15 protein-coding genes are annotated in these 12,551 nt (G+C 70.4%); 7 read left to right on the top strand and 8 right to left on the bottom strand.

Going from position 1 to position 12,551, the window contains the following annotated elements; translation table 11 throughout:
* Nucleotides 1-113: 113 nt before the first annotated feature.
* Genes argB through JK363_RS07330 form a run of 3 tightly spaced genes read left to right on the top strand, consistent with a single transcriptional unit; the run spans nt 114 to nt 2,828 of the window.
* Nucleotides 114-1,064 (top strand): acetylglutamate kinase, encoded by a 951-nt coding sequence (gene argB / locus JK363_RS07320; RefSeq protein ID WP_201872789.1) that lies wholly within the window; start codon nt 114-116, stop codon nt 1,062-1,064.
* Nucleotides 1,061-2,263 carry an acetylornithine transaminase gene (locus tag JK363_RS07325; RefSeq protein WP_201872791.1) on the top strand — a complete coding sequence of 401 codons (1,203 nt, stop codon included), beginning with the start codon at nt 1,061-1,063 and terminating at the stop codon, nt 2,261-2,263. The genes argB and JK363_RS07325 overlap by 4 nt, the downstream gene beginning before the upstream one ends.
* A gap of 7 nt (nt 2,264-2,270) precedes the next feature.
* On the top strand, nt 2,271-2,828 hold the full coding sequence (locus tag JK363_RS07330; RefSeq protein WP_201872799.1) for an arginine repressor: 558 nt from the start codon (nt 2,271-2,273) through the stop codon (nt 2,826-2,828).
* 125 nt (nt 2,829-2,953) lie between these two features.
* Here the strand turns inward: JK363_RS07330 and JK363_RS07335 are convergent, their stop codons facing one another.
* The gene (locus tag JK363_RS07335; RefSeq protein WP_201872802.1) at nt 2,954-3,541 is read right to left on the bottom strand and encodes a pyridoxamine 5'-phosphate oxidase family protein; all 588 of its coding nucleotides are present in this window, start codon (nt 3,539-3,541) and stop codon (nt 2,954-2,956) included.
* 52 nt (nt 3,542-3,593) lie between these two features.
* Between JK363_RS07335 and JK363_RS07340 the strand changes: the two genes are divergently transcribed.
* Nucleotides 3,594-3,968 carry a DUF488 domain-containing protein gene (locus JK363_RS07340; protein ID WP_201872804.1) on the top strand — a complete coding sequence of 125 codons (375 nt, stop codon included), beginning with the start codon at nt 3,594-3,596 and terminating at the stop codon, nt 3,966-3,968.
* A gap of 18 nt (nt 3,969-3,986) precedes the next feature.
* Here JK363_RS07340 and JK363_RS07345 read toward each other — a convergent pair whose 3' ends face one another.
* The 6 genes from JK363_RS07345 to JK363_RS07370 form a co-directional block, all read right to left on the bottom strand.
* Nucleotides 3,987-4,772: an FAD:protein FMN transferase gene (locus JK363_RS07345; RefSeq protein WP_236075621.1), complete on the bottom strand. Its 786-nt coding sequence runs from the start codon at nt 4,770-4,772 to the stop codon at nt 3,987-3,989.
* Nucleotides 4,769-5,251: an FMN-binding protein gene (locus JK363_RS07350; RefSeq protein ID WP_201872806.1), complete on the bottom strand. Its 483-nt coding sequence runs from the start codon at nt 5,249-5,251 to the stop codon at nt 4,769-4,771. Before JK363_RS07350 ends, JK363_RS07345 begins: the two co-directional genes overlap by 4 nt.
* Before the next feature lie 30 nt (nt 5,252-5,281).
* On the bottom strand, nt 5,282-6,610 hold the full coding sequence (locus tag JK363_RS07355; RefSeq protein WP_201873704.1) for a ferredoxin reductase family protein: 1,329 nt from the start codon (nt 6,608-6,610) through the stop codon (nt 5,282-5,284).
* Nucleotides 6,611-6,731: 121 nt separating this feature from the next.
* Entirely contained in the window at nt 6,732-7,322 is a 591-nt protein-coding gene (locus tag JK363_RS07360) for a hypothetical protein (protein WP_236075622.1), read from the bottom strand.
* 110 nt (nt 7,323-7,432) lie between these two features.
* Entirely contained in the window at nt 7,433-7,675 is a 243-nt protein-coding gene (locus tag JK363_RS07365; RefSeq protein ID WP_201872808.1) for a DUF397 domain-containing protein, read from the bottom strand.
* Entirely contained in the window at nt 7,672-8,502 is an 831-nt protein-coding gene (locus tag JK363_RS07370; protein WP_201872810.1) for a helix-turn-helix domain-containing protein, read from the bottom strand. The genes JK363_RS07365 and JK363_RS07370 overlap by 4 nt, the downstream gene beginning before the upstream one ends.
* 166 nt (nt 8,503-8,668) lie before the next feature.
* Here JK363_RS07370 and JK363_RS07375 point away from each other — a divergent pair, with 166 nt between their 5' ends.
* On the top strand, nt 8,669-9,103 hold the full coding sequence (locus JK363_RS07375) for an ATP-binding protein (protein ID WP_201872812.1): 435 nt from the start codon (nt 8,669-8,671) through the stop codon (nt 9,101-9,103).
* Between the two features lie 9 nt (nt 9,104-9,112).
* Here the strand turns inward: JK363_RS07375 and JK363_RS07380 are convergent, their stop codons facing one another.
* Nucleotides 9,113-9,655: a Uma2 family endonuclease gene (locus tag JK363_RS07380; protein ID WP_201872814.1), complete on the bottom strand. Its 543-nt coding sequence runs from the start codon at nt 9,653-9,655 to the stop codon at nt 9,113-9,115.
* Between the two features lie 139 nt (nt 9,656-9,794).
* Between JK363_RS07380 and JK363_RS07385 the strand changes: the two genes are divergently transcribed.
* Both JK363_RS07385 and argH read left to right on the top strand, forming a co-directional pair.
* Nucleotides 9,795-10,991 carry an argininosuccinate synthase gene (locus JK363_RS07385; protein ID WP_201872816.1) on the top strand — a complete coding sequence of 399 codons (1,197 nt, stop codon included), beginning with the start codon at nt 9,795-9,797 and terminating at the stop codon, nt 10,989-10,991.
* A 121-nt stretch (nt 10,992-11,112) separates the two neighbouring features.
* Nucleotides 11,113-12,543: an argininosuccinate lyase gene (argH, locus tag JK363_RS07390; RefSeq protein ID WP_201872818.1), complete on the top strand. Its 1,431-nt coding sequence runs from the start codon at nt 11,113-11,115 to the stop codon at nt 12,541-12,543.
* Nucleotides 12,544-12,551: the final 8 nt, after the last annotated feature.

A 12,551-nucleotide genomic window follows, 5' to 3' on the forward strand; every position in this document is an offset into this window, starting at 1 on the left:
CTGCTTCACCGGCGACCGCCCGCTCGGACACATCCGAGGCAGGTCTTACGTCGCCTCCACAGGCCAGCACCGCCCGCCCGGCGGCTGAAACGAAAGTCTTCCGGAAGTCGGATATGACGGTCAATCACTCGCATGAGGGAAAACAACCCACCCGTAAGCACACCGCGCTGCCCAAGGCCCGCACCCTCATCGAGGCGCTGCCCTGGCTGACCCGTCACCACGGCAAGACCGTGGTGATCAAGTTCGGCGGCAACGCGATGGTCGACGAGGAGCTGAAGGCCGCCTTCGCCCAGGACGTGGTCTTCCTCCGGCACGCCGGACTGCGCCCCGTCGTGGTCCACGGCGGCGGCCCGCAGATCAGCGCCCAGCTCGACAAGCTGGGCCTGGTCTCGGAGTTCAAGGCCGGTCTGCGGGTCACCTCGCCCGAGGCCATGGATGTCGTCCGGATGGTGCTGGCCGGACAGGTCCAGCGTGAGCTGGTCGGTCTGCTCAACCAGCACGGCCCGCTGGCCGTCGGCCTGACCGGCGAGGACGCCCACACCATGACCGCCACCAAGCGCTGGGCCGACATCGACGGCGAACGCGTGGACATCGGCCGGGTCGGCGAGATCACCGAGATCGACCCGGGCGCGGTCCGGGCGCTGCTGGACGACGGCCGGATCCCGGTGGTCTCCTCCATCGCCCGCAGCGCCGACGACGGCCATGTCTACAACATCAACGCCGACACCGCGGCCGCCGCGCTCGCCGCCGCCCTGGGCGCCGAGACGCTGATGGTGCTCACCGATGTCGAGGGGCTCTACGCGGACTGGCCCAACAGCGACGAGGTGATCAGCCAGCTCACCGCGCGCGAGCTGGAGAAGCTGCTGCCGGAGCTGGCCAGCGGCATGGTGCCCAAGATGGAGGGCTGTCTGCACGCCGTACGCAACGGCGTCCACACCGCACGGGTGCTCGACGGCCGGGTCCAGCACTCCATCCTGCTGGAGATCTTCACCGACGAGGGCATCGGCACCATGATCCTGCCGGACCCGGAGGGCACGGCCGACGACGAGGGGGAGGACCAGTGAGCAACACCGCACTCGCACAGCGCTGGCAGGGGGCGCTGATGGAGAACTACGGCACCCCCCGCCTCGCCCTCACCCACGGCGAGGGTGCCCGGCTGTGGGACGCCGACGGCAAGGAGTACCTGGACTTCGTCGGCGGTATCGCCGTCAACGCCCTCGGCCACGCCCACCCCGCCGTCGTCCGGGCGGTGTCCGACCAGATCGCCACCCTCGGCCATGTCTCCAACCTGTTCATCGCCGAACCGCCGGTGGCGCTCGCCGAGCGGCTGCTCCAGCGCTTCGGCCGCGCCGGGCGGGTCTACTTCTCCAACTCCGGCGCGGAGGCGGTCGAGGCCGCGTTCAAGATCGGGCGGCGTACCGGCCGTACCCATATGGTGGCCACCACCGGCGGCTTCCACGGCCGCACCATGGGCGCCCTCGCGTTGACCGGCCAGCCCACGAAGCAGGAACCGTTCCTTCCGCTGCCCGGTGACGTCACCCACGTCCCCTACGGCGACATCGAGGCGCTGCGCGCGGCCGTCACCACCGACACCGCCCTCGTCATCGTCGAACCGGTCCAGGGCGAGAACGGCGTCGTGGTGCCCCCCGCGGGCTATCTGGCCGCGGCCCGCGAGATCACCCGGGCCACCGGCACCCTGCTGGTGATCGACGAGATCCAGACCGGTATCGGCCGCACCGGCCACTGGTTCGAGCACCAGGCGCAGGGCGTGGAGCCCGATGTGGTCACCCTCGCCAAGGGGCTCGGCGGCGGTCTGCCGATCGGCGCGACCGTCGCCTTCGGGCCCGCCGCCGAGCTGCTGACCCCAGGTCAGCACGGTTCCACCTTCGGTGGGAACCCCGTGGCGTGCGCCGCCGCCGTCGCCGTGCTGGACACCCTGGAGGCCGAGGGGATCCTCGACCGCGTCAAGCGCGCGGGGGAGCGGCTGCGTGACGGAATCGAGTCACTCGGCCACCCGCTGATCGGCCAGGTCCGTGGCGCCGGGCTGCTGCTGGGTATCGTGCTCACAGAGTCCCTCGCGCCACAGGTGCAGCAGGCGGCTCAGGACGCGGGACTCCTGGTGAACGCGGTCGCCCCGGACGTGGTCCGGCTGGCCCCGCCGCTCGTCGTCGCCGACGGCGAGGTGGACACCCTCCTCCGGGAGCTGCCCGCCGTCCTGGACGCCGCACACGGGGGCCACGGGGAACGACGATCCGGAGAATGACGAGACGATGACCGAGGCGCAGCACACCGAGGCCCAGCACGCCGGGACGAACCACAACGGACCGTCCGTGCCGCAGACCCGCACCGCGCGCCACCGCCGGATCGTGGACATCCTGAACCGGCAGCCGGTCCGCTCCCAGAGCCAGCTCGCGAAGCTGCTCGCCGACGACGGACTCTCCGTCACGCAGGCGACGCTCTCCCGCGACCTGGACGAACTGGGCGCGGTGAAGATCCGCAACACCGGCGGCGAACTGATCTACGCGGTGCCCAGCGAGGGCGGCGACCGCACCCCGCGCGCCCCGCTCGGCGAATCGGCGAGCGAGGCGCGGATGGCGCGGCTGGCGGGTGAACTCCTCATCTCCGCCGAGGCGTCGGCCAACCTCGTGGTGCTGCGCACCCCGCCCGGTGCCGCCCAGTTCCTGGCCTCGGCCATCGACTCGGCGGAGCTGCACGCCATCCTCGGCACCATCGCGGGCGACGACACGGTGCTGCTGATCAGCCGTGACCCGGCGGGCGGCCAGGCGCTCGCCGACCATCTGCTGCGGCTGGCTCAGAAGGCGCGCTGAGCGAGCGCTCCGCGGGAAGTGCCACGGGGTGCCGTCACGCGGCTGCGGCTGCGTCGTGGCCGGCCGCGCCCACGCGGCGGAGCCGCACATCGACACAGCCCCGCGCCCCTTCGGGGCGCGGTCGCTCAGGCCGGGCTCGGCGGCAGGGGCAGCGGCAGTCCCGGCAGGCCGTCGATGCTGTGCGCGATGTGCTCCTTCTTCTCGAAGTAGCGGCCGAGCGAGGCGTCGTCCTCCCGCCGGAAGCGGTCGCCGTGCAGGGTGCGCTCCTCGCGGTAGTCCAGATACGGCACCGCGTAGCCACAGGTGTCCCGGATCAGCTCGGCCGTCACCACGATGACCGCCCGCAGACCGTGCGCGTCGAGGTCCACCCCGGGGAAGTGCTCCAGCAGCCCGGTGAACCGCGGATCGTCACGGAACACCGGCTCCCCGCGGCCGTGCACCCGCACGATGTTCGGCGGCCCGTCGAAGGCGCACCACATCAGCGTGATCCGCCCGTTCTCCCGCAGATGGGCGATGGTCTCGGCGTTGCTCCCGGCGAAGTCCAGGTACGCCACGGTCCGTTCGTCGAGCACGGCGAAGGAACCGGCCAGCCCCTTCGGGGAGAGATTCACCGTGCCGTCGCCGGCCAGCGGGGCGGTGGCGGTGAAAAAGATCTTCTGCTGTTCGATGAAAGTCCGCAGCCTGCCGTCGATCCGTTCGTACACCTTTCCCATGTGGCGCATTATCCGTCGGGGTCCCGGCCGCGGAGATGGTTCCATAGGTGATATGGCCGACAGAACACGGCCCGGCGTCCGTGTCCGCCGGGTGTACGAGGCGCCGGAGCCGGACGACGGCACCCGCGTCCTGGTGGACCGCATCTGGCCACGGGGCCTGGCCAAGGACGACGTCCAGCTGGACGACTGGGCCAAGGCCGCGGCCCCCTCGACCGAGCTGCGCCGCTGGTACGGCCACCAGCCCGAGCGCTATGCCGAGTTCGCCCGGCGTTACCGCGCCGAACTGGCCGAACCCGAGCGGGCCGAGGCCGTGGACCGGCTGCGGGAACGTGCCGAGGCCGGGCCGCTCACCCTCCTCACCGCCACCAAGGACCTCGACCACTCCCACGCCCCGCTGCTCGCGGACGCCGTCCGCGGCCACCGCTGACCGCGGGCGGTCCCCGCTCTACACCCCGCACAAGTCCGCCACATACCGGGCGAAGCCCGAGGTGTGCCAGGTGGCGCCGTCCGCCGTCACCACGAACGCCTCGGCGCCCGCGAGCCGTTGCAGCCACGGGCGGGCCCGCTCCGCGCCCATCGCGCAGGCCGCGGTCGCCCAGGCGTCCGCGTCGGCCAGGCTGGTGGCGATCACGGTGACCGAGGCGAGGCCCTGCGCCGGGGGAAGGCCGGTGCGCGGGTCCAGGATGTGACAGCCCCGCTCGGCCGGGCCCGAGGTCGCCACCCCCAGCTCGCCCTGCGCCTCCACGACGGTGATCAGCTCACCGTGCCGGTGCGGATCGGCCACCCCCACCCGCCACGGCCCGCCGTGCACCTGGACGTCCCCGCCGCCGTTGACACACACCGACCCGGCGCCCGCCGAGACCAGCATCCGGGCCGCGCGCTCCACCGCCCACCCCTTGACCAGGCCGGTCGGATCCGGCTGCCCTCCGGCAAAGCGGGCGCTGAACCAGCCGCCGCTGCGGTACTCGGCGTCCTCGCACATCCGCAGCACATCCCGGACGTCCGGATCGCACTGCGCGAGTGTCATTTCACCCCGGGCCAGCCGGCTGATCTGGCTCTCCGGCCGGTACGGGGAGAACAGCTCGTCCACCCGGTGCAGTCCGACCACGGCGCCGTCCAGCGCGGCCTGCACCCGCGGCCGGGCCGCGTCGGGGACCTCGCGCACATCGAAGGAGAAGACGGTGCCCATGACATGTTCGACATGGCGCAGCGGTTCGTGTTCACGGCTCATTTGACACCTGCCTTGTCGAGTGCGCTCTGGAGCGAGGTGGCGTACCCCTGACTGGTGTAGGTGGCACCGGAGACGGTGTCCACCTTCGCGGCGGTCACCGCCTGCTGATTCAGTTTGGGTACGGCGTTCTTGGCGATCTGTACGCTCTGCGGCTCGGAGTCGGGGGTCTTGACCGCCTGCGCGGCGGTGATCTTCGTCCCGCTGAGGGTGAGGCTCACCTGCACGGGCCCGTACTGGGTCCGGGCCTCTTCCCCGGTGACGGTCCGGGTGCCCGCGCCACCGCCGCCCGCCCTCCCGCCGCCCGCGCCACCGCCGTCCGCCGGTGCGGTGGCGGCGGCCGGTGGCGCCTGCCCCGCTCCGGGCTGGGCGACGGTCTCCCCGCCCGAACCGGGCTGCTTCAGGGCGAGCAGCGCCACCACACCGGCGACGGTCGCGGCCGTGCCCAGGATGATGCGGCGCAGCGGATGCTTCCTCTTCATGGCTTCACCTCGGTCACAGCGTTCGGATCGTCAGAACTCGAAGGATTCGTGGTGGATACGGCGGTCCGGCACCCCGGCCTCGTGCAACGCCTCATACGCGTGCTCGGCAAGACCCGGCGGTCCGCACAGATAGACGTCGTGGTCCTCGACATCGGGCAGCAGCGACCGCAGCCGCTCCGCGGTGATCTCCGGGCGGGCACCGTCCGGGCCGTTCACCGCGTACAGCAGCCGGGCCCCGCGTTCGTTCGCGATCTGCTTCAACTCGTCCCACAGCGCCAGCTCGTCCACGCTCCGGGCGCGGTAGAGCAGGGTGAGATCGCTGCCCCGGCCCGGCAGTGTCTCGAACAGCGCCCGGATCGGGGTGATCCCGGCCCCACCGGCGATCATCAGCACCTTGCCGCGGCTGCGCCGCGCCGCGGTCATCGCCCCGTACGGCCCCTCCGCCCACACCCGCGTACCGGGCTCCAGCGAGGCCAGCCCGGAGCTGTGCCCGCCCACCGCCTTCACAGTGATCCGCAGCAGCTCGGGCCGGGGCGGCGCGGACAGCGAGTACGGATGCGAGCCCCAGCGCAGCCCGGGCGCCAGGAAGCGCCACCGGAAGAACTGGCCCGCCTCGGCGCCGAGCCGGTGCAGGCGATGCCCCTTGATCAGCACCGACACCATCCCGGGTGCCTCCGGCACCACGGCCTCCACCCGCATCCGGTGCATCAGGTTCAGCTTCAGCGGCATCAGCAGCCGGTACCAGGCGACCAGCGCGGTGACCGTTCCGTACAGCGCGCACCACGCGGTCCGTGCCATCTCGTCGCCGACGAACTCCGCACCGGTGGAGAGCTGGTGCCAGAACGTCAGGAACACCGCGGCGTAGGTGAGCAGATGCAGGTAGTACCAGAACTCGTAGGAGACCCGGCGGCGCACCATCCCCGCCGAGACCAGCCCGATCACCACCAGCGTCACGGTGCCGATGGTGGCCTCGATCATGTCGGGGAAGTCCGTCACCACGGTCACGGCCTGCTCGACCAGACCGGTGCCCGCCTGCTCGGCGTACCCGGCGACGATCAGCCCCACATGGGCCAGGATCAGACACAGCGCGTACCGCCCGCTCATCGCGTGCCACCGCGCCACCCGGTCCGACCCCACCCGCCGCTCCAGTGCGGGCACGCGTGCCATCAGCAGCACCACCAGCGCCAGTACGTACCCCGCGAGCAGCCCGCTGAGCCGCCCGGCCCCGGTGAGCCACTGGGTGGTGCCCTCGACATTGGGGGTGTTCTGCCACCACAACGACAGCACCGCCGCGGCCCCCGCCCAGCTGAGCACGAGCAGCGGCACGGCGGGCGAGCGGCGCGGCTGGATCCGGCGCATCGCCTGCCGCCGCCCGGCCCGGCTGTTGAGTAGCGTCGTCACGGCCTGTCCCCTTCGCATAAGAGCTCCGGCGAACGGGGATACGGCTGGGGGAGCGGACTGTCTCAATGACCGCCGAGATTCACAGGTTCGGGCCCGCTGCTTTCCTGGCCCGAGCCCGGCCGAGGAACCACGCGATCAGGCCCGTCAGCACGGCGACCCCGACCGCGTACACCGGCAGCCACCGGGTCGTCGTGGCAGCCAGGCAGTCGGCCACGGCGTCATGGCCCTGGGCCTCCGCCGCGTGCGCCATGGCCGTACGGTCACGGCCGGCCAGTTGAGACACCGCGGCCTCCGCGCGGATGCCCTCGTACCTGCCCAGCTCAGGACATGCGCTACGGGTGCCGGGCATCGGAAACAGCCACGCCCAGCGCTGGAGGGCCGGGGCCAGTGTGATCGCCACGCACAGGCCGACGACCATCGAGTACGCCAACAGATTCCTCATGTAGGCGGAGTTGAGGCCAGGGGTCCAGGGCGGCAGTCGGTAAAAGGTGAAGATCAGCGCAAGGAGGGTCGCCCCGATATAGGTGGAGAACCATTGCCAGGAACCCTGGGCGAGCGCGAAGGTCAGCACAGCGGCAAGCGCAATGCCGATGACCCCCGGACCGGGGGTGTCATGGCTCGCGCCAGGGGCCGCCGATTTCCCGGCTCCTTGGGGGCTGGGGTTGTGCACGGTCTCTCCTGTGTGGCTGGGAGACCGTCAGCATCCAGCCACACGGGGCCACCGGCCCGGCACCATGCCGGGCCCGGCCTCAAATCCCGCTCGGTTGGACCTTGCGGGACTTACGCAACGCAGGAGGAGACGAACGCCGTCCAGGCGGTGGGGGAGAAGGCGAGCTGGGGTCCCTGCGTGTCCTTGGAGTCGCGTACGTGGACGGTGTGGGGGCAGGTGGCGACCTCGACGCATTCGTCGCCGTCGCCTCCGCTGTGCGTGGACTTGTGCCAGGAGAGCGCGACTTCGACGCAGCTGTCGCCCTCGGAACCGCTGTAGCTGCTTTTGAACCAGGCCAGCTCGACGGTGCTCATAGCGCTCCTCGGATCCTCTTCAGCAGGCCCGCGGAGTCTTCGGGTGTCAGGGCCTGTGAGCGCATCTTGGCATATCGTTGGAGCAGCGCACTGACGTCTTTCCGGTCAGACACGAGTTGACTGTGACGCTGGCCTTCGATGTAGCCGAGCCACCCGTTGTCAGCGGTCTCAAGTAGTTGCAAAGGACCGTCCAGGCCCGCATGAAACGGCTGCCGCAACGGCATGATCTGCAACTCGATGTTCCACAGCTCGGCCACCTCCAGCAGGCGGTCGATGAGCTCTTTGGTCACGTCGACACCACCCGTGTGCCGTTCCAGCAGCGCCTGTTCGACGATGAAGCTGAACGCGATCGGCGGCTTCCGGTGCAGCAGTTGCTGCCGCGCGAGACGAGCGTCGACCCGCTGCTCGACCTGTTCCTCCTCGGGCGGCGGGGGGACGCTCACCGTGACGGCCCGCGCGTAGGCCTCCGTCTGCAACAGGCCCGGCACGACCCGGCACTCATACGTACAGAGGCTGATCGCCTGCTCCTCCAGCCCCGCCCACTGGCGGAACCACGACGCCAAGCCCTTCCGCCGCGCCAAGTACTTCGCCGCCGCCCTCAGCACCCCGAACGCGTCCAGGACATCCTCCGCACGCTCGACGAAGTCCTGCTGCGGAAACCGTCGTCCCTGCTCGATCGAGGCGACGGTCTGCGGTGAGTACCGCACCAGCGGGGCCAGTTCCTCCTGGGTGAGGCCCGCCCGTTCTCGGAAGACCTTGACCACGGCCCCGAATGCCCGCAGGCCGTCCGAAGGCTCCGGTTCGTTGTTGTTCGCGCTCTCCGCCATCTCGGCCACCTCCGGTGCGCGCTGTCCTGAGCCTGACTATCTGCTCAACGCGCCCAGGGGCAGGGTGGGTTACGCGTACAGTCGGATCAGCCGTACCCGTACGGCCCCTTCCCATACGAGCCGCTGACCTGGTTCGACCCGTCGGGCAACCGGAACGGTGGGCCGCATGTCAGCCCAAGCACGGCCGGAAGCCCAAGCCCCCGCCACCGTACGCAGCTTCACCCGCCGGCTCAGCCCCAGCCCCAGGGGCGCCAGGCTCGCCCGGCTGCTGGTCGTCCGGCAGCTGAACGCATGGGGATACGGCGACGACGAGCCGTCCCGGACGGCCGCCGCAGCGATCGTCGCCGAACTGGCGGCGAACGCCGTTACGCACGGCCGGGTGCCCGGCCGGGGCTTCGAGGTGGGGCTCGTCCTCACCGGCTCGATGTTACGGATCGAGGTCGCGGACACCCGGGCCGAACGACGCCCGGCCGTCGCCGCCCCCGGCCCGGACTCCGAGACCGGCCGTGGACTCCTCCTGGTGTCGGCCCTCGCCACCCGCTGGGGCGTCGCCGAGCGGCGCGGGCCGGGGAAGACGGTCTGGGCCGAGATCGACTGCTGACCGCGAACGTCAGCCCCGGCGCTTGAACTCGGCCGTGGGGATCTCGACCGTGCTGCCATCCGTCAGATGGAGGGTGACGATCTCGCCGTAGGCGTATTCATCACGTGACGCGTAGCTGTCGTCCTTGGGGCGGGTCAGCAGGATGCACTGGCCGAGGAACGGGTCGATGATCAGGTAGATCGGAACGCCGAACCGTGCGTACTGCCGCACCTTGACCGCGTAATCGTTGCCGTCGTTCTTCGCTGAGACGATTTCGACGGCGGCCAGGATGTCCTCGTACGAGTAGGGCTCGGTCGCGCCTTCCTCGAGGATCGTCACATCTGGTACTCGGGGGGATTCCCCCGGGAACTGGATCAGTACGTCGGACAGCAGGCGGGACTTGTCGATGCCCGCCGCCATTGCGGCCATCTGAACGTCGAGGATGGTCCAGCTCTGGATGCTGCTCTGCGGCGTCATGACGATCCGGCCCCCCACTACCTCGATCTTGAAGCCTTCGAACTCCGCCGCAGCGTGCTCGGCTGCCTGCCAGAGGATGTCGTCTTGCACGCTCATGCTGGCTACCTCCCCTTCAGGGCACCTGATAGCCGCATCGTAGCGCCGCCCGCCGACAGGCCCCTCCGGGCCGCGTTGACGAACCATACGGTCCAGTGCATACTTATGCCAGTCAGTGCATGGACGTAAGGAGAAACCCGTGACCGAGCGCGTCGTACTCGCCTACTCGGGCGGCCTGGACACCTCCGTCGCCATCGGCTGGATCGCCGAGGAGACGAACGCCGAGGTCATCGCCGTCGCCGTGGATGTCGGCCAGGGAGGCGAGGACCTGGATGTCATCCGTAAGCGCGCGCTCGCCTGCGGGGCCGTCGAGGCCGAGGTCGCGGATGCCAAGGACGAGTTCGCCGATGAGTACTGCCTCCCGGCGATCAAGGCCAACGCACTGTACATGGACCGCTACCCGCTGGTGTCGGCGCTCTCCCGGCCGACGATCGTGAAGCACCTGGTCGCTGCGGCCAAGAAGCACGGCGCCAGCACCGTGGCCCACGGCTGCACCGGCAAGGGCAACGACCAGGTGCGGTTCGAGGCGGGCATCTCCTCCCTCGCCCCGGAGCTGAAGTGCATCGCGCCGGTCCGGGACTACGCCATGACGCGGGACAAGTGCATCGCCTTCTGCGAGGCGAAGGACCTGCCGATCGCCACCACCAAGAAGTCCCCCTACTCGATCGACCAGAACGTCTTCGGGCGGGCCGTGGAGACCGGCTTCCTGGAGGACATCTGGAACGCGCCGATCGAGGACGTCTACGAGTACACCTCGAACCCGGCCGACCCGCGGGAGGCCGACGAGGTCGTCATCACCTTCAAGGAGGGCGTGCCGGTCGCCATCGACGGCAAGCCGGTGACTGTCCTCCAGGCGATCCAGCAGCTCAATGAGCGGGCGGGGCTCCAGGGAGTCGGCCGGATCGACATGGTCGAGGACCGGCTCGTGGGCATCAAGTCCCGGGAGGTCTACGAGGCCCCGGGCGCCATCGCGCTGATCACCGCCCACCAGGAGCTGGAGAACGTCACCGTCGAGCGGGAGCTCGCCCGGTACAAGCGGCAGGTCGAGCAGCGCTGGGGCGAGCTGGTCTACGACGGCCTGTGGTTCTCGCCGCTGAAGCGGGCCCTGGAGGGCTTCATCAACGAGGCCAACCAGCAGGTCTCCGGTGACATCCGGATGACCCTGCACGGCGGGCGGGCCGTGGTCACCGGCCGGCGGTCCGAGCAGTCGCTGTACGACTTCAACCTGGCGACCTACGACACCGGCGACACCTTCGACCAGTCGCTCTCCAAGGGCTTCATCGAGATCTTCGGCATGTCCAGCAAGATCGCCGCCAAGCGGGACCTCCAGCAGTAGCCTCGGACCCGAGACGGTCGGACCACAGCGACAGTCGGACCCGAGACAGACCGCATGAGCCGCCTCCCCGCCCCGTCCGCGGGGAGGCGGTCGCACACCCACAGCCTTGAGGAGCAACAGCGTGAGCAACGGCAACAGCGGCGACGTCCGGCTCTGGGGCGGCCGCTTCGCCGACGGGCCGTCCGAGGCACTGGAGAAGCTCAGCGCCTCCGTGCACTTCGACTGGCGCCTGGCGCCGTACGACATCGCCGGGTCTCGCGCCCACGCCCGGGTGCTGCACACCGCCGGGCTGCTCACCGCGGACGAGCTGGCGCGGATGCTCGAGGGGCTCGACCGGCTGGAGGCCGACGTCGCCTCCGGCGACTTCACCGGCACCATCGCCGACGAGGATGTGCACACCGCCCTGGAGCGCGGACTTCTGGAGCGGCTGGGCCCCGACCTCGGCGGCAAGCTGCGTGCCGGTCGGTCCCGCAACGACCAGATCGCCACCCTCTTCCGGATGTATCTGCGCGATCACGCCCGGATCATCGGCGGGCTGATCGCCGATCTCCAGAGCGCCCTGGTCGGGCTGGCCGAGGCACACCCGGATGTGGCGATGCCCGGCCGTACCCACCTCCAGCACGCCCAGCCGGTGCTCTTCGCCCACCACGTTCTCGCGCATGTCCAGGCGCTGTCGCGGAACGCCGAGCGGCTGCGCCAGTGGGACGAGCGGACCGCCGTCTCGCCCTACGGCTCGGGCGCGCTGGCCGGGTCCTCGCTCGGGCTGGACCCGCAGGCCGTCGCCGCCGACCTCGGCTTCGAGCACGGCTCGTCCGCCAACTCGCTGGACGGCACCGCCTCCCGTGACTTCGTCGCCGAGTTCGCGTTCATCACCGCGATGATCGGCGTCGATCTGTCGCGGATCGCGGAGGAGATCATCATCTGGAACACGAAGGAGTTCTCCTTCGTCACCCTCCACGACGCCTTCTCCACCGGCTCGTCGATCATGCCGCAGAAGAAGAACCCGGACATCGCCGAGCTGGCGCGCGGCAAGTCCGGGCGGCTGATCGGCAACCTCACCGGGCTGCTGGCCACCCTCAAGGCGCTGCCGCTGGCGTACAACCGCGACCTCCAGGAGGACAAGGAGCCGGTCTTCGACTCCTGCGACCAGCTGGAGGTGCTGCTCCCGGCCTTCACCGGCATGATGGCCACGCTCACCGTCAACCGGGAGCGGATGGAGGAGCTGGCCCCGGCCGGGTTCTCGCTCGCCACCGACATCGCCGAATGGCTGGTCCGGCAGGGTGTGCCGTTCCGGGTGGCGCACGAGGTCGCGGGCGCCTGCGTCAAGGAGTGCGAGCTGACCGGTATCGAGCTGGACCAGCTGACCGACGAGCAGTTCGCCAAGATCTCCCCGCATCTCACGCCCGAGGTCCGCTCGGTGCTCAATGTGCCGGGCGCGCTCGCCTCGCGCAGCGGCCGCGGCGGCACCGCCCCCTTGGCCGTGGCCGTACAGCTGACGGAGGTCAAGACCGACCTGGCCGCCCAGTACGAGTGGGCCAACGCCAAGCGTTAAGCGCACAA

The sequence above is a fragment of the Streptomyces coffeae genome (assembly GCF_016741875.1).
GTDB classification, from domain to species: Bacteria; Actinomycetota; Actinomycetes; order Streptomycetales; family Streptomycetaceae; genus Streptomyces; species Streptomyces coffeae.

Bases quoted from the DNA above. Each gene is read 5' to 3' on its own strand.
- argB (WP_201872789.1), top strand. From the start codon at position 114: ATGACGGTCAATCACTCGCATGAGGGAAAACAACCCACCCGTAAGCAC.
- JK363_RS07330 (WP_201872799.1), top strand. From the start codon at position 2,271: ATGACCGAGGCGCAGCACACCGAGGCCCAGCACGCCGGGACGAACCAC.
- JK363_RS07335 (WP_201872802.1), bottom strand. From the start codon at position 3,541: ATGGGAAAGGTGTACGAACGGATCGACGGCAGGCTGCGGACTTTCATC.
- JK363_RS07340 (WP_201872804.1), top strand. From the start codon at position 3,594: ATGGCCGACAGAACACGGCCCGGCGTCCGTGTCCGCCGGGTGTACGAG.
- JK363_RS07345 (WP_236075621.1), bottom strand. From the start codon at position 4,772: ATGAGCCGTGAACACGAACCGCTGCGCCATGTCGAACATGTCATGGGC.
- JK363_RS07350 (WP_201872806.1), bottom strand. From the start codon at position 5,251: ATGAAGAGGAAGCATCCGCTGCGCCGCATCATCCTGGGCACGGCCGCG.
- JK363_RS07355 (WP_201873704.1), bottom strand. From the start codon at position 6,610: ATGCGCCGGATCCAGCCGCGCCGCTCGCCCGCCGTGCCGCTGCTCGTG.
- JK363_RS07365 (WP_201872808.1), bottom strand. From the start codon at position 7,675: ATGAGCACCGTCGAGCTGGCCTGGTTCAAAAGCAGCTACAGCGGTTCC.
- JK363_RS07370 (WP_201872810.1), bottom strand. From the start codon at position 8,502: ATGGCGGAGAGCGCGAACAACAACGAACCGGAGCCTTCGGACGGCCTG.
- JK363_RS07375 (WP_201872812.1), top strand. From the start codon at position 8,669: ATGTCAGCCCAAGCACGGCCGGAAGCCCAAGCCCCCGCCACCGTACGC.
- JK363_RS07380 (WP_201872814.1), bottom strand. From the start codon at position 9,655: ATGAGCGTGCAAGACGACATCCTCTGGCAGGCAGCCGAGCACGCTGCG.